General features: G+C 72.5%; 18 protein-coding genes and 3 tRNA genes. 11 read left to right on the top strand and 10 right to left on the bottom strand.

From position 1 onward, the window contains the following. The first annotated feature begins 29 nt into the window (after positions 1–29). The 7 genes from ACFU5G_RS01740 to purM all read left to right on the top strand — a co-directional run bounded on the left by ACFU5G_RS01740 (position 30) and on the right by purM (position 11,782). Positions 30–2,798: an RNB domain-containing ribonuclease gene (locus ACFU5G_RS01740; protein WP_377240134.1), complete on the top strand. Its 2,769-nt coding sequence runs from the start codon at positions 30–32 to the stop codon at positions 2,796–2,798. A 25-nt stretch (positions 2,799–2,823) separates the two neighbouring features. Next, on the top strand, positions 2,824–3,267 hold the full coding sequence (locus tag ACFU5G_RS01735) for a hypothetical protein (RefSeq protein WP_377240132.1): 444 nt from the start codon (positions 2,824–2,826) through the stop codon (positions 3,265–3,267). Further along, the gene (locus ACFU5G_RS01730) at positions 3,267–3,683 is read left to right on the top strand and encodes a sterol carrier family protein (RefSeq protein ID WP_377240130.1); all 417 of its coding nucleotides are present in this window, start codon (positions 3,267–3,269) and stop codon (positions 3,681–3,683) included. The genes ACFU5G_RS01735 and ACFU5G_RS01730 overlap by 1 nt, the downstream gene beginning before the upstream one ends. A 358-nt stretch (positions 3,684–4,041) precedes the next feature. Further along, positions 4,042–8,592, top strand: coding sequence for an ExeM/NucH family extracellular endonuclease (locus ACFU5G_RS01725; protein ID WP_377240128.1), 4,551 nt, complete (start codon positions 4,042–4,044; stop codon positions 8,590–8,592). Between the two features lie 137 nt (positions 8,593–8,729). Further along, positions 8,730–9,029: a hypothetical protein gene (locus tag ACFU5G_RS01720; protein ID WP_377240126.1), complete on the top strand. Its 300-nt coding sequence runs from the start codon at positions 8,730–8,732 to the stop codon at positions 9,027–9,029. Between the two features lie 58 nt (positions 9,030–9,087). Continuing rightward, positions 9,088–10,635, top strand: a complete 1,548-nt coding sequence (gene purF / locus ACFU5G_RS01715; RefSeq protein WP_377240124.1) for an amidophosphoribosyltransferase — start codon at positions 9,088–9,090, stop codon at positions 10,633–10,635. Between the two features lie 37 nt (positions 10,636–10,672). Continuing rightward, a complete protein-coding gene (purM, locus tag ACFU5G_RS01710) occupies positions 10,673–11,782 on the top strand; it encodes a phosphoribosylformylglycinamidine cyclo-ligase (RefSeq protein ID WP_377240122.1) in 1,110 nt (369 codons plus the stop codon). A gap of 60 nt (positions 11,783–11,842) precedes the next feature. Here the strand turns inward: purM and ACFU5G_RS01705 are convergent, their stop codons facing one another. Then, on the bottom strand, positions 11,843–12,055 hold the full coding sequence (locus tag ACFU5G_RS01705) for a DUF3073 domain-containing protein (RefSeq protein WP_377217428.1): 213 nt from the start codon (positions 12,053–12,055) through the stop codon (positions 11,843–11,845). Between the two features lie 593 nt (positions 12,056–12,648). Here ACFU5G_RS01705 and ACFU5G_RS01700 point away from each other — a divergent pair. Further along, positions 12,649–12,858 carry a BldC family transcriptional regulator gene (locus tag ACFU5G_RS01700; RefSeq protein WP_026365760.1) on the top strand — a complete coding sequence of 70 codons (210 nt, stop codon included), beginning with the start codon at positions 12,649–12,651 and terminating at the stop codon, positions 12,856–12,858. Between the two features lie 64 nt (positions 12,859–12,922). On the opposite strand, the gene ACFU5G_RS01695 is transcribed toward ACFU5G_RS01700, so the two are convergent. From ACFU5G_RS01695 to ACFU5G_RS01675, 5 genes are all read right to left on the bottom strand, one after another. After that, complete coding sequence (locus ACFU5G_RS01695) at positions 12,923–13,246, bottom strand: DUF3618 domain-containing protein (protein WP_377240120.1); 324 nt, start codon at positions 13,244–13,246, stop codon at positions 12,923–12,925. Continuing rightward, a complete protein-coding gene (locus ACFU5G_RS01690; RefSeq protein WP_377240118.1) occupies positions 13,243–13,695 on the bottom strand; it encodes a phage holin family protein in 453 nt (150 codons plus the stop codon). The genes ACFU5G_RS01695 and ACFU5G_RS01690 overlap by 4 nt, the downstream gene beginning before the upstream one ends. Before the next feature lie 527 nt (positions 13,696–14,222). Beyond that, a tRNA-Phe gene (locus tag ACFU5G_RS01685) sits at positions 14,223–14,295 on the bottom strand. Between the two features lie 51 nt (positions 14,296–14,346). After that, positions 14,347–14,420: transfer RNA gene (locus ACFU5G_RS01680), tRNA-Asp, on the bottom strand. Between the two features lie 144 nt (positions 14,421–14,564). Then, positions 14,565–14,637 (bottom strand) — tRNA-Glu (locus ACFU5G_RS01675). 99 nt (positions 14,638–14,736) lie between these two features. Between ACFU5G_RS01675 and ACFU5G_RS01670 the strand changes: the two genes are divergently transcribed. Further along, on the top strand, positions 14,737–15,081 hold the full coding sequence (locus ACFU5G_RS01670) for a metallopeptidase family protein (RefSeq protein ID WP_377240182.1): 345 nt from the start codon (positions 14,737–14,739) through the stop codon (positions 15,079–15,081). A gap of 143 nt (positions 15,082–15,224) precedes the next feature. On the opposite strand, the gene ACFU5G_RS01665 is transcribed toward ACFU5G_RS01670, so the two are convergent. After that, positions 15,225–16,643 (bottom strand): M15 family metallopeptidase, encoded by a 1,419-nt coding sequence (locus ACFU5G_RS01665; RefSeq protein ID WP_377240115.1) that lies wholly within the window; start codon positions 16,641–16,643, stop codon positions 15,225–15,227. Between the two features lie 408 nt (positions 16,644–17,051). Here ACFU5G_RS01665 and ACFU5G_RS01660 point away from each other — a divergent pair, with 408 nt between their 5' ends. Then, on the top strand, positions 17,052–17,663 hold the full coding sequence (locus ACFU5G_RS01660; RefSeq protein ID WP_377240112.1) for an antibiotic biosynthesis monooxygenase: 612 nt from the start codon (positions 17,052–17,054) through the stop codon (positions 17,661–17,663). A gap of 6 nt (positions 17,664–17,669) precedes the next feature. On the opposite strand, the gene ACFU5G_RS01655 is transcribed toward ACFU5G_RS01660, so the two are convergent. Beyond that, the gene (locus tag ACFU5G_RS01655; protein WP_377240110.1) at positions 17,670–18,518 is read right to left on the bottom strand and encodes a glycerophosphodiester phosphodiesterase; all 849 of its coding nucleotides are present in this window, start codon (positions 18,516–18,518) and stop codon (positions 17,670–17,672) included. Positions 18,519–18,705: 187 nt separating this feature from the next. On the opposite strand from ACFU5G_RS01655, the gene ACFU5G_RS01650 reads away from it, so the two are divergent. Beyond that, positions 18,706–19,194 (top strand): hypothetical protein, encoded by a 489-nt coding sequence (locus tag ACFU5G_RS01650; RefSeq protein ID WP_377240108.1) that lies wholly within the window; start codon positions 18,706–18,708, stop codon positions 19,192–19,194. Here the strand turns inward: ACFU5G_RS01650 and ACFU5G_RS01645 are convergent. Both ACFU5G_RS01645 and ACFU5G_RS01640 read right to left on the bottom strand, forming a co-directional pair. Further along, complete coding sequence (locus tag ACFU5G_RS01645; RefSeq protein ID WP_377240105.1) at positions 19,169–20,575, bottom strand: FAD-binding protein; 1,407 nt, start codon at positions 20,573–20,575, stop codon at positions 19,169–19,171. The genes ACFU5G_RS01650 and ACFU5G_RS01645 overlap by 26 nt on opposite strands. A 205-nt stretch (positions 20,576–20,780) precedes the next feature. Continuing rightward, on the bottom strand, positions 20,781–21,695 hold the full coding sequence (locus ACFU5G_RS01640) for an alpha/beta hydrolase (protein ID WP_377240103.1): 915 nt from the start codon (positions 21,693–21,695) through the stop codon (positions 20,781–20,783). Positions 21,696–21,714 lie beyond the last annotated feature (19 nt).

The raw sequence follows: 21,714 nt of genomic DNA, 5'->3' as shown, positions 1-21,714 counted from the left end.
GAGCGCGGAACCGGCTTATGTTCGCAGTTGTGCCGATCCGTCAGATGCGCCTCGCGCCCGCCGCCACCGACGACGTGAGCAGTGCCCTCGCGGCTCTTCGCGCCGAGGTCGGCCTGCCCGCGATGTTCCCGCAGGACGTGCTCGAGGAGGCGCGGGCGGCGGTCGAGAACGGCTTCTCGGCGGGCCGCGCCGACCGCCGCGACATCGAGTTCGTCACCATCGACCCGCCCGGTTCCAAGGACCTGGACCAGGCGGTGCACGTGGAGCAGTCCGGCGAGGGCTACGTGGTGCACTACGCCATCGCGGACGTCGGCGCGTTCGTGACGCCGGGCGGCGCCCTGGACGCGGAGGCGCACCGGCGCGGCATGACCGTCTACGGTCCCGACGCCCGCACGCCGCTGCACCCGAAGGTGCTCTCCGAGGGCGCGGCCAGCCTGCTGCCCGAGGAGGACCGCCCGGCCGTGCTGTGGACGGTCACCCTCGACGCGCGCGGCATCATCAAGGGCGCCGCGCTGGAACGCGCCTTCGTGCGCAGCCGCGAGCGGCTCACGTACGCCGAGGTGCAGTCGACGCTCGACGCCGGCACGGCGAGCGAGTCGCTGCAGCTCCTGGCCGACGTCGGCCGCCTGCGCCAGTCGCTGGAGCTGGCGCGCGGCGGCGTCTCGCTCTCCGTGCCCGAGCAGGAGGTGGAGCGGCGCGAGGACGGCACGTACACGCTCTCGTTCCGGCGCAACCTGCCGGTCGAGGACTGGAACGCGCAGATCTCGCTGCTCACGGGTATCGCGGCCGCCCACCTCATGCGTGAGGCGGGCGTGGGCATCCTGCGCACCCTGCCCGAGGCCGACCCGCGCGACCTGGCCCGGCTGCACCGCACGGCCCGCGCGCTCGGCATCGACTGGCCGGACAGCATGCCGTACGCCAAGCTCGTCCCGACGCTCGTCTCTCGGATCCCCGAGCACGCGGCCTTCCTCAACGAGGCGACCACGCTGTTCCGCGGCGCCGGGTACGTCGCGTTCGGCATGCGGGGCCCCGACGGCGCCACGGTGCCGCCGCCCGAGAACACCCGGCACGCCGCGATCGCCGCCGACTACGCGCACGTCACCGCACCGCTGCGCCGCCTGGTGGACCGGTACGCGGCCGAGGTCTGCCTCGCGATCTCCGCCGGCCGGCCCGTGCCCGAGTGGGTGCTGGCGGCGCTCCCCGGGCTGCCCGACGTGATGGCCGAGACCGGCCGCCGGTCCTCCTCGTTCGAGCGCGAGTGCGTGAACATCGTCGAGGCGTCGCTCCTCGCCGACCGCCTGGGCGAGGAGTTCGACGCCGTGGTGGTCGACGTCGACCAGCCGGACAAGGAGCTGCAGCGCGGCGAGGTCGTGCTGCGCGACCCGGCCGTCCGGGCGCGGGTGGTCGGCAAGGCGCTCCCGCTCGGGGACGAGGTCCGGGTCCAGCTCGCCGAGGCCGACGTCGCCGCGCGCCGGGTCACGTTCACGCTAGGCGGTCCGTTCGCGGGCTTCCCGGACGCCGCGGCGAGCCGGTCGCGTGCTGCCGGGAACCGGTCCGGTGGTGCCGGTGGTGCCGGTGGTGCCGGTGCGGACGGTGGCGCTGGTGCGAACCGGTCCGGCGGTGCGAGCGGGGCGGCGGGGACCGGCGGTGCGGGTTCGGGCAGCGCGGGCTCGGGCGGCGCCTTCGGTGCGGCCGGCGTGACCGGTGAACCCGCCCGCGGCCGCCGCGCGGCCGGGGTGGTCGATGCGCCCAGCCGGTCCGGCAGACGAGCGGCACGGCGGGCCGCCGCCGCAGCGGACGAGCTCACCGACCGGCCTGTGGACAGGTCTGTGGATGGAGCTGTGGACGGAGCCGTCGAGGGCGGCATGATCCCGGACGGCCCGGCGCCGTCGTACACCGCGCCGGCTCCGTCGTACGCCGAGCCGGCCCAGTCGTACGCCGAGCCGGTGCCTGCCCCGGAGACGCCCGCCCCGACGTTCCCGCCGAGCGGGTCCGCGCCCCTGCCCACGCGCCGCGCGGCACAGGTGGCGTGGCGCGCGGGCGAGCCGGGTCCGCGAACGGACCTCGACCACGACGCCCTCCTGCGGTCCGAGGCGCGCTTCCGGTCGGAGGTCCTGCTCGAGTCGGAGGCCGAGCGCAGCTACGAGCCGCAGTTCCTGCCCGCCGCCCAGCTCCGGCCGCGCGAGCAGCAGGACCGCTGGCCCGAACCGGTGGCGAGCCACGAACCGTGGCAGGGTGCGGAACCTGGCCCGGACGCGTGGCAGCAGGCGCCCGGAGCGGACGCCGAGGCCTGGCGGCTCGGCCCGGAGCTGGTCCCGGAGCTCGGCCCGGACCCGCAGCCCGGCTCCGGCCCGGAACCCAGCCCGAGCCCGCGGCCCAGCCCGGTTCCCCGGCCGCGGCCCGTCCCGCGGCCGCGCCCGGAACCCGCGCCCCAGGAGCCGCAGCCGCCCGCGGCCCGGCCGCTGACGCCCGATGCTCCTCGCGGCGCGCAGCCCGAGGCCCCGCGCCGCGCGTCCGCCGACGTCTCGCGCCGCGCGCGTCGCGCGGAGTACCCGCCGATGAGCCGTCCGGTGCGGCCCCAGGTCCGGGACGAGATGCCGCTGTCGGAGCCCTGGCCGCGGCACGCCCCCGCCGCCCGGCCGCTGTCGCAGCCGGTCCCCGCGGTGCGGACGGGTGCGCAGCCGCACGTCGTGCAGGTCGCACGGTATCCCTCGGTGTCCTCGCAGGAGCTGCCGATGGTCGTGGCCGCCGACCTGCTCGCGGTCGAGGGCCGGGTGCCCGACGGTTACCGGTACTGAGGCACCGGTCCGCGATACTGGCTCCATGACCAGTGCTGTTCCAGGTACCACGTTGCGCGCAGGGGTCGCCGTCGTGCTCGGTGCCGCCCTGCTGACCGCCTGTACGCCGTCCGACGGGACGCAGGAGCTGGAGTCGCTGTTCGACGAGGAGCAGCAGGCCGAGGACGTCCTGCCCGACGCGGTGCTCGACGAGGTCGTCGTGGACGCCGCCACCACGCGCCGGCTCGGCGCGGACGACGGCGCCACCTTCTACGCGGCGCGGGCGAACGGGGGCGCCTCCACCTGCCTGGTGCTGGTCGACGACGCCGCGGGGGAGGGCGTGTCGAGCTGCACCATGACGCCCAACCCGACGGGGACCGAGGTGTCGAACGGCACGAGCAAGGCCATGTTCGTGGTGCCCGGTACCGACTTCACCAGCCTCGAGCAGTCCGGCTGGACGCGGCTCGGCGACTTCCTGGCGGTGCGGTAGTGCCCCCGCGGCGCCGGACCGACCCGGCCGCCGGGCGCGCCGCCGTCGGCGTCTGGGCCCGGGGCGAGGCGGAGCGCAAGGACGTGACGACGGCCGTGCGGTTCACGCTGGAGGAGCTGGCCGAGGTCGCGCCCGGGAACTCCGTGGAGGTGCGCGTCCCGCCCGCGGGCGCGGTGCAGGCCGTGGCCGGGCCGCGGCACACGCGCGGCACCCCGCCGAACGTCGTCGAGACCGACCCGGAGACCTGGCTCGGCCTGGCCACGGGCACCCTGACCTGGGCGGACGTCGTCGCGGACGGGCGGGTGCGGGCCTCAGGCGACCGCTCCGACATCTCGCACCTGCTGCCGCTGACGGCCGGACGCCGGGCGGCGTCCGCGTCGGGCGCCGAGCCGGGGCCCCCGGCCACCGGCGGGTGAACCCGGCGCCGTCGGCGTGTACCGCACCGTGGATGTCGGTGGCACCCGCTAGCCTCGGCGTCGATCTCGTGGCTCGGCCGCGGGCAGGTTCACCCGGCGCCGGGACCGCAGTTTTCCCGGCGGGTGTCCGTCCGTAACCGCCGGTTCACGATGCAGTGATTGGTTGGTGCCGCTCGTGCCGGACCGCCTGCGCAACTGACGCGCGCCCGGCCGCGGCGATGCCGCCGAGCAAGACGTCCAGCAACAGTGCACTCCACCCCGGCCCCGGTCGGCTATTGCAGAAGGAGTCAGCGTGAGACCCAGCACGCTCCGGTCCCCGAGTCAGCACCCCCGACCCCGTGGAACGACCGCGGTCGCAGTGGCCCTGTCCGCGGCGCTCACCGTGCCCGCGACGGCGGCCGTCGCCGCCCCTGCGGCCGCCGAGGACGGCCCGGACTCCGGGCACGTCGTCATCAGCGAGGCGTACCTCGTCGGCGGCAGCTCCGGCCAGCCGTACCGCAACAAGTTCGTGGAGCTCTACAACCCGACGGACGAGCCCGTCAGCGTCGACGGCTGGTCGGTCCAGTACAAGTCCGCGACGGGCGCGACGTTCTCCGGGATCACCGCCCTGAGCGGCACCATCGCCGCCGGCGGCCACTACCTGGTCCAGGGCGGGTCGAACGCGGCCAACGGCGAGGCGCTCCCCACGCCCGACGCCGTCGGCAGCCTCAACCCGAGCGGTACGGCCGGCGTGATCGCGCTCGCGTCGCAGGCCTCCGCCGTCACGCCCGCCAAGGGCGCCGTGCCGGCCGAGGGCGCCGCGGGCGTCGTCGACCTGCTCGGCTACGGCATCGCCGACACGTTCGAGACCGCCCAGGGCCCGGCCGGCCAGGGCACCGGCGTGGTCGGCTCGCTGGAGCGCACGGGCGACGCGGGCGACAACTCGGCGGACTTCGTGTTCAGCACCGAGGTGACCCCCACCAACGGCGAGGGCTCGGAGCCCGAGCCCGAGCCGTCGGAGCCGACCGAGCCCGGCGAGGTCACCCCGATCGCCGAGATCCAGGGCACCGGTGGCACCAGCCCGCTCGTCGGCGACACCGTCACGACGCAGGGCGTCGTCACCGCCGTCTACCCGACGGGTGGCTTCAACGGCCTCTACCTGCAGACCGCCGGCACCGGCGGCGGCGAGGACCCGACGCCGGGTGCGTCGGACGCCGTCTTCGTGTTCTCCGCGGCGGCCGCCGCCGACCTCTCGGCGGGCGACCACGTGGAGGTCACCGGCACCGTCTCGGAGTTCAACGGCCTGACGGAGCTCACGCCGTCCGCGGGCGGATGGACCGTCCTGGACGAGCCCGCGACCGTCGAGCCGACCGTCACCGCCTGGCCCGCCGACGAGGCCGGCCGCGAGGCGCTCGAGGGCATGCTGCTCGCGCCCGAGGGCGAGTTCACGGTGACGGACAACTACGACACCAACTACTACGGCACGGTCGGGCTGGCGGCGGGCGACAGCCCGCTGGTGCAGCCCACCACGGCCGGGCGGCCCGGGTCGGCGGAGTACGACGCGCAGGTCGCGGACAACGCGGCGCGCGCCGTGCTGCTCGACGACGGCTCGTCCACGAACTACAACTCGACCGCGAACAAGTCGAAGCCGCTGCCCTACCTGACCGGCGGCGCGCCGCTGCGGGTGGGCGCGGGCGTCACGTTCACGCGTCCCGTCGTCCTGGACTACCGGTTCGACGCGTGGGGCTTCCAGCCGACGTCGCACCTGACGCCGGACGTCGCCGACGCCGTGCAGCCGGCCACGTTCGAGAACACGCGCGAGGACGCGCCCGCCGAGGTGGGCGGTGACCTGAAGGTCGCCACGTTCAACGTGCTGAACTACTTCACCACCACGGGCGACGAGCTCACGGGCTGCACCTACTACACCGACCGCGCCGGTGACCCCGTCACCGTCTCGGGCGGCTGCGACGCCCGCGGCGCGGCCGAGGAGGAGGACCTGCAGCGCCAGCAGACCAAGATCGTCGCGGCGATCTCGGCGCTGGACGCCGACGTGGTCTCCCTGCTGGAGATCGAGAACACGGCGTCGCTCGGTGGCGAGCGCGACCAGGCGCTGTCCGACCTGGTCGACGCCCTGAACGCCGCCGAGGGCGCCGGCACGTGGGCCTACGCGGCCTCCCCGGCCGAGGTGCCCGACGCCGAGGACGTCATCCGCAACGCCTTCATCTACCGGACCGCCACGGCGGAGCCGGTCGGCGACTCGACGATCCTCATCGGCGACGAGGCGTTCCAGAACGCCCGTCAGCCCCTGGCCCAGACCTTCCAGCCCGCGGACGGCGCCGCCGACGCGGGTGACGACGTCGTCGTGATCGCCAACCACTTCAAGTCGAAGGGTTCGGCCGGCCCGTGGCCGGGCGACGCGGACCAGGGCGACGGCCAGGGTGCCTCGAACGAGTCCCGTACCCGCCAGGCGACCTCGCTCGCGGCCTTCGCCGAGGACCAGGCCACCGCGGCCGGCACCGACAAGGTGCTGCTGGTGGGCGACTTCAACGCCTACGAGAAGGAGGACCCGATCCAGGTCCTCACCGACGCCGGCTACACGGACCTCGGTCCCACCACCGGCGAGTACACCTACAACTTCGACGGCATGGTCGGCTCGCTCGACCACGTGCTCGCCTCCCCGGCGGCCGCCGAGGCCGTGTCCGGCGCGGACATCTGGAACATCAACGCGTACGAGCCGGTGGCGAACGAGTACAGCCGGTACAACTACAACGCGACGATCCTGTACGACGAGACGCCGTTCCGGTCGTCCGACCACGACCCTGTCCTGGTCGGTCTGGACCTGGGCGACACCACCACCGAGCCCGGCTCGGTGGACCTGGACCTCGTGGCCATCAACGACTTCCACGGCCGCATCGACAACAACACGGTGAACTTCGCGGGCACCGTGGAGGAGCTGCGGGCGCAGAACCCCGAGGGCACGGCGTTCATCTCCGCTGGTGACAACATCGGCGCCTCGCTGTTCGCCTCCGCGCTGCAGCAGGACCAGCCCACGATCGACGTGCTGAACGCGCTCGGCCTGAAGACCTCGGCCGTGGGCAACCACGAGTTCGACCAGGGCATGTCCGACCTCACCGGCCGCGTCGCCGACGCCGCCGACTGGGACTACCTCGGGGCCAACGTCTACGACGAGGCCACGGGCGAGCCCGCCCTGCCGGAGTACCAGGTGGTCCCGGTGAACGGCGTCGACGTCGGCTTCGTCGGCGTGGTCACCGAGGAGACTCCCACGCTGGTCACGCCCTCGGGCATCGAGGGCCTCGAGTTCGGCGACCCGGTCGAGGCGCTCAACCGCGTCACCGACGAGCTGCTGGACGGCGACGCCGCCAACGGCGAGGCGGACGTGGTCGTGGCCCTCGCGCACGACGGCGCGAGCGCGGGCACGCCCGACGGCGCCACGCTGGAGGAGGAGATCGCCGCCGGCGGTCCGTTCGCCGACCTGGTGCAGCAGACCGACCCGCGCGTCGCGGCCATCTTCACCGGCCACACCCACAAGCAGTACGCGTGGGACGCCCCGGTCCCGGGTGCCGAGGGCGAGACCCGCCCGATCATCCAGACCGGCAACTACGGCGAGTTCCTGGGCCACGTCTCGCTCACCGTCGACACCGAGTCCTTCGACGTGACCGGCTACAAGGTCGAGAACGTCGCGCGCACCGCCACCCCGGCCGCCGAGCTGATCGCGACGTACCCGGCGGTCGCCGAGGTCGACTCGATCGTGGACGCCGCGCTGGCCAAGGCCGAGGAGATCGGCGCCCAGCCGATCGGCGAGGTCACGGCCGATGTCACCACCGCGTTCTCGGGCGGCTCCTACACCGACGGCGTCTACGCCGGCGGCAACCGGGACGACCGCGCGTCGGAGTCGGCGCTCGGCAACCTCGTGGCCGACTCGCTGCGCGACTCGCTCGCCGCGGACGAGCGGGGCGGCGCCGACATCGGCGTCGTCAACCCGGGCGGCCTGCGCAACGAGCTCTACTTCGGCGAGGACGGGATCATCACCTACGCCGAGGCCAACGCGGTGCTGCCGTTCGTCAACAACCTGTGGACGATCACGCTCACCGGCGCTCAGCTCGACACCCTGCTCGAGGAGCAGTGGCAGACGGACGCCAACGGCAACCGGCCCTCGCGGCCGTACCTGGCGCTGGGGCTGTCCGACAACGTGTCGTACACCACGACCACGGCCGACCCGAACGCGACGCCGGGCGACAACGTCTCGTCGATCACCATCGACGGCGTGCCGGTGGACCCCGCGGCGGAGTACCGCATCGCGACGTTCTCGTTCCTGATCTCGGGCGGGGACAACTTCCGGGCCTTCACCGAGGGCACGGACGGCCGTGACTCGGGCCTGGTGGACCGCGACGCCTGGATCACGTACCTGAAGGACTCGTCCCCGGTCACGCCGAGCTTCGCCCGCACCCGCACGGTCGCCGCGGCCCTGCCGGGCACGGTCGAGGCGGGCGCCTCGACGGACGTCAGCCTGTCGGGTCTGGACCTGACCTCGCTGGGCGCCCCGCAGAACACGTCGGTCGAGACCTTCCTGGTCCCGTCCGGCGGCGAGCCCGCGGACGGCGTCTCGCTCGGCACCAGCCCGGTGGCGAACGGTGCGACGTCGGCCTCCGTCACGGTCCCGGCCGGCACCACGGCGGGCGCTTACCAGCTCGTGGTGACGGCGACGCCGTCGGGCACCACCGCCCGGCTGCCGATCACCGTCGAGGCCACGACCCCCGAGGAGCCGCAGGCTCCCGCATGGGTGCCGTGGAAGCTCTACTGGTGGGGCGACCAGGTGTCCTACAAGGGCAAGGTCTACGAGGCGACCCGGCCGACGATCCTCCAGATCCCGGGCTTCAAGAAGCACGGCCCCTGGAAGCTGATCGGCTAGCCCCTCCCGCCGAGATAGAACCGCAGCGAAGTAGAACCGCAGCGCATCCCTCCCCGGGTGCGCTGCGGTTCTGCTTCGCCAGGGTTCTACCTCGCTGCGGTTCTATCTCGGCGCCGGGCGGCGCGTACCCTGGTCGGGTGAGTGAAACCCAGGCATCGCGCGAGTCCTCCGACGACGTGGAGGTGCGTGACGTCGTCGACCCGACGACCGTACGCCGTGCCCCGCGGTACAAGGCGTTCTTCCTGACCGGTGCGCTGGTCGGGATCATCCTCGGCCTCGCGCTGTCGTTCTACCTGGTCAGCACGCCCTCGGGCACGGCGCTGATGAAGCCCGGCGTCTACGTCACGGTGCTGACCGCCTTCGTCACGACGGTGACCACGCTGCTGGCCGGCCTGTTCGCGGTGATCGCGGACCGCCGGAGCCTGCGCGGGCGCTGACACAGAGGTCACAGAACCGGCTGGCAACTTCGTTCCGGCCGCGTGGGATACTCGGATCATGCCTCTGCGCGGAGATGGCCGACTCAACCACGACCTCATGCCCGGCGAGAAGGGCCCCCAGGACGCATGTGGCGTCTTCGGGGTCTGGGCACCCGGCGAAGAGGTCGCCAAGCTCGCGTACTTCGGTCTGTACGCCCTGCAGCACCGCGGACAGGAGTCCGCGGGCATCGCCACCAGCAACGGTGAGCAGATCCTCGTCTACAAGGACATGGGACTCGTCTCCCAGGTCTTCGACGAGACCGCCCTGAACGCCCTGACCGGACACATCGCCGTCGGGCACTGCCGGTACTCCACCACCGGTGGGGTCACCTGGGAGAACGCCCAGCCGACGCTCGGCGCCACGGCGTCCGGCACGGTGGCCCTCGGCCACAACGGCAACCTGACCAACTCGGCCGAGCTCGTCAACCTCGTCGCGGAGCGCTACGGCGCGCAGCGCCGGGGCGAGCTCGCCCGCGGCAACACCACGGACACGGCCCTGATCACCGCGCTCTTCGCGGGCGACGCCGACCACACGCTGGAGGCCACGGCCCTCGAGGTGCTGCCGCGCCTCCGCGGCGCGTTCTCCCTGGTGTTCATGGACGAGAACACGCTGTACGCGGCCCGGGACCCGCAGGGCGTGCGCCCGCTCGTGCTCGGCCGCCTCGACCGCGGCTGGGTGGTCGCCAGCGAGACCCCGGCCCTCGACATCGTCGGCGCCTCCTACGTGCGTGACGTCGAGCCCGGCGAGCTCATCTGCATCGACGCCGACGGCATGCGCTCGGTGCGGTTCGCCGAGCCGGAGCGGGCCGGCTGCGTCTTCGAGTACGTGTACCTGGCCCGGCCCGACAACACGATCAACGGGCGCTCGGTGCACGCCGCGCGCGTCCAGATGGGCCGCACCCTGGCACGCGAGCACCCCGTCGAGGCGGACCTCGTGATCCCGACGCCGGAGTCCGGCACGCCGGCCGCCGTCGGCTACGCCGCCGAGTCGGGCATCCCGTTCGGCCAGGGCCTGACGAAGAACGCCTACGTCGGCCGCACGTTCATCCAGCCGTCCGACACGCTGCGGCAGCTCGGCATCCGCCTGAAGCTCAACCCGCTGCGCGAGGTCATCAAGGGCAAGCGCCTGGTGGTCGTGGACGACTCGATCGTGCGCGGCAACACCCAGCGCGCGCTGATCCGCATGCTGCGGGAGGCAGGCGCGGCCGAGGTGCACGTGCGCATCTCGTCGCCGCCGGTCAAGTGGCCCTGCTTCTACGGCATCGACTTCGCGTCGCGGGCCGAGCTCATCGCGAACGGCCTGGGGGTCGAGGAGATCGGGCAGTCCCTCGGTGCCGACAGCCTCGGCTACATCAGCACCGAGGGCATGATCGCCGCGACCGAGCAGCCCAGCTCGCAGCTGTGCGCCGCCTGCTTCACGGGCAAGTACCCGATCGAGCTGCCCCCGGACGACCAGCTGGGCAAGCACCTGCTGGAGCAGGCGGAGCTGCCGCTCGGCCAGCCCGAGGACGGGCTCACGAAGCTCACCGTGAGCACCGGCGGCTCGACCGCGCTCGACCACCCGTGATCCCCACGTACACCACCCGAACGACGCAGGAGCACCAGTGACTTCCGAAGGCCTGACGTACGCCGCCGCAGGCGTGGACACCGAGGCGGGCGACAAGGCCGTCGAACTCATGAAGGACGCCGTGCGGCGCACGCAGGGCCCCGCCGTGCTCGGCGGCGTGGGCGGCTTCGCCGGCCTCTACGACCTGTCGGCGTTCAAGGGGTACCGCGCGCCGCTGCTCGCCACGTCGACCGACGGCGTCGGCACCAAGGTCGCGATCGCCCAGGCCATGGACAAGCACGACACCATCGGGTTCGACCTGGTGGGCATGGTCGTGGACGACATCGTGGTGATGGGCGCCAAGCCCCTCTTCATGACCGACTACATCGCCACGGGCAAGGTGGTCCCGGAGCGCATCGCGGACATCGTGCGCGGCATCGCGCAGGCCTGCGAGGTGGCGGACACCGCCCTGGTGGGCGGCGAGACGGCCGAGCACCCGGGCCTCCTGGACCCGGACGAGTACGACGTCGCGGGTGCCGCCACGGGCATCGTGGAGGCCGACAAGGTGCTGGGCCCGGACCGGGTGCAGCCCGGTGACGTGCTGATCGCAATGGCCTCCAGCGGCCTGCACTCCAACGGGTACTCCCTGGTGCGCGCCGTGATCAAGCAGGCCGGCTGGGCGCTGGACCGGCACGTGGACGAGCTCGGGCGGGCCCTCGGCGAGGAGCTGCTGGAGCCCACGCGCGTCTACGCCTCGGACTGCCTGGCGCTGGCCGCGGACGAGGCGGCGCAGGTCCACGCCTTCACCCATGTCACGGGTGGCGGGCTCGCGGCGAACCTGGCGCGCGTGCTCCCCGCAGGGCTCGTGGCGACGGTCGACCGTGCGTCCTGGGACGTCCCGGCCGTGTTCCAGCTGGTGCGGAGCCTCGGCGGCGTGCCGCGGCGCGACCTGGAGAACACGCTGAACCTGGGCGTCGGCATGGTGGCCGTGGTCGGCGCAGAGGGCGCTGACGCCGCGCTGGCGCGACTGTCCGCACTCGGCGTGCCGGCATGGACGCTGGGCAGCGTAGAGACCCTGGACGCCTCGACGGCGCACGAAGAACTGGTCGCGGGGACGAAGGGCGTGTCCGGCGGCGCGGTCAGGCTGGTGAACGACTACCGCCCCTGAGGCGGTGGCTGGTCCTGACCGAGAAGCGGACGCGGGGCCGGCGCGAAGGCGCCGGCACCCTCAGCGCTTGTTGTCGTCCTGCTCTGCCCAGTCGGAGTACCTGTTGTCGTACTCCTCGTCCTCCGAGGAATCCCATCGCGACTGCGTCGCAACATCTGTATGGGAGGCTCCGCTGAGCTCCTGCTCGAGGGCGTGATAATTGGTGTCCGGGCTGTAGTACTTCAGCTCGCGAGCAACCTTGGTCTGCTTAGCCTTCTGACGGCCGCGGCCCATGGCTCCGACCCCCCTCAACGTAGGAGCGGGGCGGCACCGTGCATGGACGTGCGGCCCCGTAGCGTTTCGTCTGTCCAGGTTCCAACGTTACATGCTGGTACAGCGTTTCTTCCAGTCCGTGGACGTGATTCGTCCCATCCGCCGCTGTGACATTCCAGTCGTCCGGTCCGGCGTGGCGACCCGTTTGTACCGAGTGTCTGACCATGTCTTGACTTTTACTTGATGTCGAGCAGGCTGGCGCCGTGGTCGGGCGGCGTCCGGGGCGCCCTGGCCCGGACGGGCCGCCTCGAGTCTGCCGACTGCCAATTCCGCGCTTTGCCGACTCCTGGCGGGTGCGCGATCGGCGTTCGGGCATGGACTCGCGGTGATCCCCAGGCTGTGCAGAGGTGTGGACCAAAAGGTGGTGTCCGTGTGTCGCACGTGTCCGAGACTCGCCCGAAACGGGCGCGCGTGGCGAGTGGCGGAGAAAGTGAGGGAATAAACCCCGTCCCCAAGTCGCCTAAATCCCGTTTGCTGCTAACAATGGTGCAAGAGCGGGTGTCGTCAACCGCCTGGTACGGCCAGGCCGGCACCGTTCCGGAGGAGGTGCGGGGATGTCCATCCACGGAGAATCCGAGGTCCTGCTCACGCCTGCCGAGGTAGCGAGCTTGTTCCGTGTTGACCCCAAGACAGTAACGCGTTGGGCAAAAGCGGGAAAGCTCTCGTCGATCCGGACACTTGGCGGTCACCGCCGCTACAAGGAGTCCGAGGTTCGGGCGCTGCTCGGTGCGGCAGCGGACAGCTCGGGCGACACCGACAACTAGTCGGGCGTCGTTGACGGATTGGTCGGCAGGTAGGACGAAGGCGCGCCGGGTGCTGCCCCCCAGCTCAGCCCCGCGCGCGCCTGAGCACAGCGGTTACGACCACAGCGGTGCCGATGGCCACCAGGCCGATGGCGGCACCGATCACAACCTTGGCGTTGCGGGCCCGGCGCGGATCTTGCGCCGGGCCGTTCTTGTCCCCGAACTTGCCGGTGGCCATCGCTCCGGCGTCGCTCGCGGCCTGCTTGGCCTCGTGGGCGATGCGTGAGGCCTGGTAGCCCGGGCTGAGCCGGGTGGTGAGCTCGTCGATGGTGGCGGCGAGGTCCGCGCGGGTGCGGAGCACCTCGGCCTCGAGCTCGCTGCTGCTGGGCGGCGGTGTCGGAGTGCTCATCGCTGCATCCCTTCCTTGATGGACGTGATGTCGTCCTTGACCCGCTGCACGCTCTCGGGCGGGGTGGTGGCCTTCTTCAGGAGCTGGGCGCCGACGAGCGCCAGGATGGCCACCACGAGCACCATGAAGCCGCCGATGGCGAGAGCCGACAACCAGAGGGGCCAGACCGTCCCCAGGCCGTACACGGCTGCCAGGAGCAGCACGCCGACGGCGTAGGCGAAGATCAGGAGCGCGACGACGAGCAGCCCGACGCCGATGCCGGACTTCTTGGCCTTCTCGGCCAGCTCGGCCTTGGCGAGCGCGATCTCGGCGCGCACGAGCCGGGAGGCCTGCTCGGAGACCTGCTCGACCAGCTTGCCGAGCGAGGCCGGCCTGTCGGGTCCTGGAGCGCCTGCGGGAGTGCTTCCTGCCGGTCCTGTCTGGTCGTCGAACTTCACGTCGTCGATCATCTGCCCCTCCCGTGCCGCCGGTTTCGGCCTGCGCCGCTGAAGACAACTCAACAGGCCAAGAGCTCATGGGGCAATTCCTGGCGCGGCGTGGCTTCCAGGAAAAGGCATGAAGAGGATCACGCGGCAATGAAAAATTGGTGGAAGGAATTACCTTGGAGGTGGCTGGGCGCGGTGTTCGCGACGGCTGGGGAGCGGCGTCGGAAGTTGGCTCGCCGGAGAAGGTTTCCGGCCGGATCTGCCTGAAGCTGGAAACACGCACGTGACGCCGGTCCGGAAAGCCGAGGGGCCTCACTTCCCAAGAAGTCCTGACGATCTCGACCGCCGGATCCTGCGGAACTCGCTGGAGGAGGTTTGAGGGCGTGGGGGTTCAAGTCCCCCTCCGGACACCCGTCGAGACAGCGACCGTGAGGCCCTGACCGGCATCTCGACCGGCTCGCGGGCGCGTGCCGCGCTCCTGTGCGGCGGAACCTCAGGACCGGAGAAATGAAGAACCCCCGGACCTCAAGGGTTCCGGGGGTTTTTCGCTGTGGCTCCGACCGGCGTCGATCCGGTGACCTTTCGATTTTCAGTCGAACGCTCTACCAACTGAGCTACAGAGCCCTAGCGCGAACGCCCGGATAGTCGAGACCGACAATCCGGGCGCCTCTCGCGCGACCCTGACGGGACTTGAACCCGCGACCTCCGCCGTGACAGGGCGGCGCGCTAACCAACTGCGCTACAGGGCCATGGTCGCTACCCGCGACCGGGGGGCTCGTTTCGAACCGTGAGTACCCTAACCCACCCTGGGCCAGATCCTGAAATCAGATCCGGACCCTGCTGGGATGACCTGCCTCACAGCGGTCGAAACCTGGCTCGAGCGAGCCCCTTCGTACCCCCAACGGGATTCGAACCCGTGCTACCGCCGTGAAAGGGCGGGGTCCTAGGCCGCTAGACGATGGGGGCCAAGACCGGGCAAGTCTACAGGCGCTCGACCCCCTTCCCGCACGTCGAGGCCTAGTCCTGGACGTGTCGCCGGTCGGGGATGATGGGTGCGTGGTGGAGATGACGCGGGAAGACTTCGAGACGGCCGTCAGCGAGGGGCTGGACCTCGTCCCGCCCGACCTAGCGGCGCAGATGGACAACGTGGTGGTGCTCGTCGAGGACGACGCGCCCGCGGACGATCCCGAGCTGCTGGGCCTCTACGAGGGGGTGCCGCTCACCGAGCGCGACCACATGTGGGCCGCGGGCGCTCTGCCCGACCGCATCACGATCTTCCGGAACCCCACCCTCGCGATCTGCGAGACGCGAGAGGACGTCGTGGAGGAGGTGGCCGTCACCGTGGTGCACGAGATCGCCCACCACTTCGGGATCGACGACGAGCGGCTGCACGAGCTCGGCTGGGACTGAACGCCCGGGACTGAACCCCCCCGGACCGAACGCCCGGGACCGGACGTCCCGGAACCGACGAACCCCGGGTCACGAAGCGAGGCTTCGCGACCCGGGGTTCGTGGTCGGGCTTCCCGGTGCGGGACCGGGCTCGGGCGTGCGGCTCAGTACTTCGTGCCGTACTCCCAGTGCCAGGCCTCCGGCTTGCTGCCGCCGGCCTGTGCCCAGCCGGGGTGCTTCCAGCCGAACTTCCCGGCGTTGGCCTGCATCCAGCGGAACTCGGCGCTGCCGAACGACTGGATGCCGCCGGACAGGTCCACGGCCTGGCCCAGGCCGTGGTTCGACGTGCCGGGCACCGCGGCCAGGGCGCCGCGGGAAGCGGCGACCGCCACCTGCTCGCTGTAGGAGCGGTAGCCGTCCGTCAGCTTCAGGTTCCGGCCGAACTTGCCGTGGAACGCCTGGTTGAGGTCCTCGAGCGCAACCGCGGCGTCGCACCGCAGCCGCTCGCCCGAGGCGAAGCTCAGCTTGCAGAGCACGCTCCCCGGGATCTGACCGTTGCCGTAGTTCTTCGCGGCCTTGGACATCTCCTTGGCGCGCGCCGCCGCCTTCTCGCGGGCCTCCTCGGCCTTGCGCTCGGCCCGGCGCTCGGCACGGGCCTCACGCCGCTCCTCGGCGGCCTTCTTCGCGGCGGCGATCTCCTCGGGCGTGGGGCCCGGGTCGACCGACACGACGGCGTCGCCGTCGGTCTTGGTGATGAGCCGCTGGAGCGACGTCGTCACCTTCTCGATCCGGTCGGCCGACGGCGCCCCCGCCGCGCTCTCCGCGGCGGCCTTGTCGTCCTCGGCGTCGGCAGAGCTCTCCGCCTGCTCCGACTCCTTCGCCGCCGCGGTGCTCACGACCGAGTCGGCGAGCGGGGTGGCGAGGATGGGCAGGCTCTCGGTCTGCTGCCCGCCGAGCGGGGCGACGCTCGCGGACGCGCCGGCCAGGTTCGTCGGATCGGTGGCGTCGGCCGCGGTGTCGCGGGCGGCGTCATCGGTGGTGGCGCTCCCGGCCGAGGCCGAGGCGTCGGCCGCGCGGTCGGCGAGCGACGCGCGCTCGGTGCTCCGAGAGGCGGCGGTGTTCTGCCGCAGCCCCGTGGCGGTGACGGCGGCGTCGCGGGCCTCGCTCACCATGCCGCGGAGCTCCCTGGTGGCGGCCCGGAGCTTCCGGCGCTCCTTGGAGTTGAGGTCGCCCTCGCGGGTCACGTAGTCGGCGTCGGTCAGGACGGCGTCCGCCTTCTCGGAGGCGGACCGCACCTCGGGGTCCGTGACGACCGCGCTGGTGATGGCTACGGGCTGGGTGGCCGGCTGGGCGACCTTCTCGGCGGCCGAGGCGACGGCGTCGCCGCCGTCGCCGGTGAAGCTGACCGCCGCGGTGGTGGTCAGCGCCACCGTCGTGAGTGCCGCCGCGACCGCGAAGGACGAGCGGCGCACCATCCGGGCGGATCGTGCGGTGTGCCCCGCGGCCGGGACGGCGGCGTGGGCACCCTGTGCGCCCGGGCGCCGCGTGCGGCGGGGGACGAGGGCGTGGTCTCCGTGCCTCAAGGGCGCTCCATGGGCTCGGGGACAGGGGCAAGGCACGCGGTGTGCGCGACGGGCTTCGGCGTCTGGGGCACGCGGGCTTCCGTTCTGCGGCTGGGCACGGGCGACACCGTGAGGGGAGTTCCCCTCTGGGGGACGGTGAAGAATGCTCCGGCTGCTGTCTGGCCACGGCGCGTGCCAGGGCACGGGTCATGGCAGTTGCCGCGAAGAACCCGGCTCGAAGGCCCAGGGGGTGAGTTCTTCGCGGCAACGTTTAATGTTGAACGACCGTCCACGAGTTGCGGAACCCCCCGACCGGAGGTATGGCTCACAAAAACCGCGCAGGGACGGTGGCCGAGCCGTGAAGGCGGGACAACCTGGGGTGTGTGCGCTCACATTGATGGGTCCGGGGCCATGTATCAGACTTCGGGCATGGCCCATCACGATCAGGCCGCGAACGGATCCGTGCCCACCCCCGCCGGACAACCCGTGACCGTGTCCATCCACCGCATCGTCCACCCCGAGCACGTCCCCGAGGTCACCCGCTGGGTGCAGTCGGGCGTCAACCTCGCCAACCGCTGGGACGGGTTCCTCGGCTCGGGCTGGATCCGCGCCGCCGAGGGTTCCCGCGACTGGCACATGCTCTACCGGTTCGCCGACGCCGAGCGGCTCGCCGCCTGGGAGCAGTCGGCCGAGCGGCGGGACTGGCTCGCGCAGGGCACCGGCCTCGTCGAGGAGCTGCGCTACCAGCAGCGCACGGGCATCGAGGGCTGGTTCGAGGACCCCACGCGGGTGGACGAGCCGGCCGACGTCGCCGCCGTCGTCGTGCCGCCGCGGTGGAAGCAGGCCACCAGCATCTGGCTCGGGTTCTTCCCGGTGAACCTGCTGTTCACCGCCCTGTTCACCTACCTGGTGCCGGGCTGGGACGACGTCCCCCTGGTGCTCAAGGTGCTGGTCTCGACGCTGATCCTGACGCCGATCATGGCCTACTGGGTGCTGCCCTGGGTGACCCGCCGCCTGCACGGCTGGTTGCACCGCGCCTGAGCGGGCTTACGCCCGGCCCACGGCCAGGCGACGCGCCGGGGCGGGCCGCCGTCCGCGCAGCCGGATGCCGCCCCGGCCCGGCACGGGCAGGGCGGCGGCCTGGCCGGTGCGGCCCGCGAGCCACCCCGTGAGCCGCTCGGGCCGGTCGGTGATGATGCCGTCCACGCCGACGCCGGAGTCGGCGGTGATCAGCGTGGTCCACGCCTCCGGGTCGTTCGCCGTCCACGACATGACCTGCAGGCCCGCTGCGTGCAGGCGGGACACCAGGCGCGGGCTGCCCGCGATCGTGGCCACCGACGGGTTGCAGGCGACGACGCCGAGGCGCTCGCACAGGCGCAGCAGCCCGGGCGGGTCGAACGAGACGAGCAGGCCGCCCGGCAGGTGGGGTGCGACGTCGCGCACCGTGGCCACCGTGCCCGGCCAGAAGCTCTGCACCAGGACCCGGCCGTCGAAGCCGGCGGCGTCGATGGTCGCCACCACCCGCTCCACCTGCTCGGCGTCCCACGCGCCCTTCAGCTCCAGCAGCAGGTTGGTCCCGGGGTGCCGGGCCAGCACCGCGAGCACCTCGTCGAGCGTGGGGACGCGCTGCCCCGAGAACGCCGGCGAGAAACGCGCCCCGGCGTCGAGCCCGAGCACCTCCTGCGCGGTGAGGGCGGAGACCTTGCCGGTCCCGTCGGTGGTGGCGTCGACGGTCTCGTCGTGGATCACCGCGCCCACGCCGTCGGCGGTGGGCTGAAGATCGATCTCGACGTGGTCCACGCCCGCGTGGCAGGCGGCCTCGATGGCGGCGAGGGTGTTCTGCGGTGCCACCGCGGAGTACCCACGGTGGGCGACGACTGCGGGACGAGCGGCCATGCTGACCTCCGGATCTGCGGCTCTGCTCGCCACGTTAGCCGCTGACGGAGGCCTTCCCGGCGCCGCGGTGCGAATTCGAGGAGAGTTCCAGGGCCGTTCACCACCCGGCCCCGAGGGCGCCGCGTCGGCCACCCGGGCGAAACCCGCCGGATGCAGATTCTCAGCGCCAGGTGGTTACATGTGCGCCATGGTTCGACCTGCACCGCGCGCGACCCGCGCCCGCGGGGCGCTCGCCGCCGCGACGCTCCTCCTCGTAGTCCTCGCCGGCTGCTCCGCCGACGGCGAGGACCCGGCGGCTGACGGCGGGGCGAGCGCGACGCCGTCGGGCGGCGCGACCGCCACCGCGGCCGACCGGGACGCGCCCCTCGACGCGAACGAGGCGTGCGCCGCCATGTACGTCAAGGGCGACAAGACGCTCGAGGAGCGCATCGGCACCGCGCTCGTCGGCGCGAGCGACGGGCTCGACGTCACCGCGGCCGATCAGATGCACGCGATCGCGGTGGAGCTCGGGCGCCTGGAGTCCCGTGTGCCGGAGGAGTTCCAGGGCCCGGTGCAGAAGGTGCGGGTCCCGTTCCTGCAGCTGCAGAAGTCCCTCGACGACGGCACGCAGGAGCAGATCGAGCTCGACGTCGCCTCGACGGTCGAGGGGCTCAAGGAGTACCAGGCGCTCTGCTGAGCGGCTCGAAGATGCCCTGCCCCGGGGTCAGGACGCCGTGCGGGTCGAAGCGCTCCTTTGCGCGCAGCACGGCCGGCCAGCGGTCCCCGTAGTGGGTGCGCCAGCCGGCGGGCGTCAGGCGCAGGGCGTTGACCGGGTACTGCGTGCCGCCGGCGGCGAGGACACGGGCGTAGAGCGCGTCGTTGTCGGCGATCAGGCGCTCGGCCTCGGCGTCGTCGGGCGGGCTGACCGCGCGCAGGAGCGCGAGGAGGAAGAACACCTCGCCGTCCGGGACCCGCACCTGGGGCCGGGTGACGAGCGAGCTCCTGGCCGGGTAGAGCAGGGCCACGCCGCCGGCGTCGGCCGGGGTGAGCGTGGTGAGGAGCTCCGTGACGATCTCGTCGGTGGCGGCGTCCGGGATGAGGACGTTGAGCCAGGGCCCGGGCAGGCGGAGCGCCTCGATCTGCTCCACGGTCTCGTAGATCCGGTTCAGCCACTCGAAGTACGGCACGTCCGCGACGTCGACGCCGGTGGGCTCGATGCCGGCCAGCACGGCCTCGTCGTCGGGCGGCTCGGCGGTGTACCAGGCACCGCCCTCCAGGACGAAGGCGAAGTCGTCGTCGTCCGTCGGGACGAGCTGGCCCTCCAGGTAGTCGAAGCGGCCGTCGGCCAGCGCGGTCCGCTGGGCCGCGGTCAGGTCGGTGATCCCGGGGTAGGTCAGCGTGTAGACGCGCGCCATGGCGGGCGCGGGCACCAGCCGCACCGTCGCGCGCACGATGATGGCGAACTGGCCCAGCCCGCCGAGCACCGCCTCGAACAGCTCGGGCTCGTGGTCGGCGGAGCAGGTGACCAGCCGGCCGTCGCCCGTGACGACCTGGAGCTCGAGCGTGTTGTCGACGAGCATCCCGTGGTGCTGGGAGGCGCCGCCGATGCCGCCGACGCAGAGCGTCCCGCCCACGGAGAGGCCCAGGTAGTCGGTGCTCACCGGGGGTGCGACGCCGTCCTTGAGCGTTATACGTACCAGGTCGAGCCACTGGACGCCCGCGTCCACCACGGCGTGGCCGGGCATGATCTCGTGGACGGTGGCGAGGGTGCGCGAGTCGATCACGACGCCGGCGTCGGCCTGCGCCTGGCCGAACGTCGAGTGGCCCTGACCGCGCACGGCGACGACGATCCCGTGCTCGTTGGCGAACCGCACGAGGGTCACGACGTCGGCGACCGAGCCGGGGCGCAGCACCGCGCGAGGGCGGCGGTGCACCAGGTGTCCGTAGTCGGTGGCGGCCTCGGTGAGGGCGTCCTCGTCGATGACGAGCTCGCCGTCGAGGTGGGGGAGCTGAATCGCGGTGGAGTTCTCCGGGAGGCTGCTCAGCCACCGGGAGTCGGCCGGGTCGAATGCGACCACGGCGGCGCCTGCCAGAAATGTGCGACGGTCTAGCTGTGCCATGTGGGCCCCTCGGCGTTCGGGTGGGCGACTACGGTACAGGCCAGGGTATGCGCGGCGTAAGAGTCTTCTGTGGAGGTGGGTGGGCGACCTTTTTCGCGTGGCGGAGGTAGGACGCCGGAAAGAACTGCCGCGCGATGTCGCCCGGGGCGACCGGTCCAGCCGCCTAGCGCGAGCCGAGGTACCCCTCGAGCCAGGAGTCGATGTCGTCGAGCGCGGCCTGCGCCATGGGCGTCGGGTGCCCCGTGAACGCGTGCGGGGCGTCCGGGTAGAGGCGGAGGTCGACGTCGACGCCGGCGGCCGAGAGACGCGCGGCCATGGTGAGGTTGTCCGCCAGCAGGATGTCCGCCTCGCCGACGACCATGAGGACCGGCGGCAGCCCGGTCAGGTCGGCGTAGACCGGCGAGAGGTCCGGGACGGTGCGGTCCGGGGCATCGCCCGCGTACGCCGCGATGAAGAACTCGTCGGCGATGAGGCGACCGGCCGGCGTCCGCGCGCTGAGGTCGTAGGTCCCGAACTGGAGCACGGCCGCGTCGACGGCGGTCACGCCCCGGTCCCGGAGGCGCAGGAGCGTGGTCACGGCGAGCGTGGAGCCGGCGGAGAAGCCGCCGATCGCGAACCTGCTGGTCCCGAAGCGCTCCGCCAGGTGCTCGATGATCCAGAGCGCGGCGGTCTCGCAGTCGTCCGGGGCCGCGGGCCAGGGGTGCTCGGGGGCCAGGCGGTAGTCGACGCCGACGACGGTGACGCCCAGCGCGTCGGCGAGCCTGCGGTTGCGGACGTCGCCGCCGGCCGCCGAGCCCATGTAGAACCCGCCGCCGTGGAGCTGGAGGACGACACCGGAGCTCGGCGCGCCGACCGGTTCGTGGATGCGGACGGGGACGCTGCGGCCGCCGGTGCTCGCGACCTCCTCGACCGCCGGCGGGTCCGCCGGGGCAGGGTTGCTGAGCCGGGCGCGCACGGCGAGCAGCTCGTCCATGTTCGCCGGGCCCTGTCCGGCCGGGCGGTTCGCGTAGAACTCGCTGGTCGGCTCGACGAGGGGCAGGAGCCGGGGATCGATCAGGTGGGTGCGTCCGAGGTTCATCGGGACCCGACGATACGAC

The sequence above is a fragment of the Promicromonospora sp. NPDC057488 genome (assembly GCF_042802395.1).
In the GTDB taxonomy this organism is placed as follows: Bacteria; Actinomycetota; Actinomycetes; order Actinomycetales; family Cellulomonadaceae; genus Promicromonospora.
The sequence above is the reverse complement of the archived record's forward strand: the minus strand, read 5'-3'. Positions and strand labels throughout refer to the sequence as shown.

Excerpts from the sequence above, each read along its gene's own strand:
- ACFU5G_RS01735 (WP_377240132.1), top strand. The coding sequence starts at position 2,824 with ATGACCAGTGCTGTTCCAGGTACCACGTTGCGCGCAGGGGTCGCCGTC.
- purF (WP_377240124.1), top strand. The coding sequence starts at position 9,088 with ATGCCTCTGCGCGGAGATGGCCGACTCAACCACGACCTCATGCCCGGC.
- ACFU5G_RS01705 (WP_377217428.1), bottom strand. The coding sequence starts at position 12,055 with ATGGGCCGCGGCCGTCAGAAGGCTAAGCAGACCAAGGTTGCTCGCGAG.
- ACFU5G_RS01700 (WP_026365760.1), top strand. The coding sequence starts at position 12,649 with ATGTCCATCCACGGAGAATCCGAGGTCCTGCTCACGCCTGCCGAGGTA.
- ACFU5G_RS01695 (WP_377240120.1), bottom strand. The coding sequence starts at position 13,246 with ATGAGCACTCCGACACCGCCGCCCAGCAGCAGCGAGCTCGAGGCCGAG.
- ACFU5G_RS01690 (WP_377240118.1), bottom strand. The coding sequence starts at position 13,695 with ATGATCGACGACGTGAAGTTCGACGACCAGACAGGACCGGCAGGAAGC.
- ACFU5G_RS01670 (WP_377240182.1), top strand. The coding sequence starts at position 14,737 with ATGACGCGGGAAGACTTCGAGACGGCCGTCAGCGAGGGGCTGGACCTC.
- ACFU5G_RS01660 (WP_377240112.1), top strand. The coding sequence starts at position 17,052 with ATGGCCCATCACGATCAGGCCGCGAACGGATCCGTGCCCACCCCCGCC.
- ACFU5G_RS01655 (WP_377240110.1), bottom strand. The coding sequence starts at position 18,518 with ATGGCCGCTCGTCCCGCAGTCGTCGCCCACCGTGGGTACTCCGCGGTG.
- ACFU5G_RS01650 (WP_377240108.1), top strand. The coding sequence starts at position 18,706 with ATGGTTCGACCTGCACCGCGCGCGACCCGCGCCCGCGGGGCGCTCGCC.
- ACFU5G_RS01640 (WP_377240103.1), bottom strand. The coding sequence starts at position 21,695 with ATGAACCTCGGACGCACCCACCTGATCGATCCCCGGCTCCTGCCCCTC.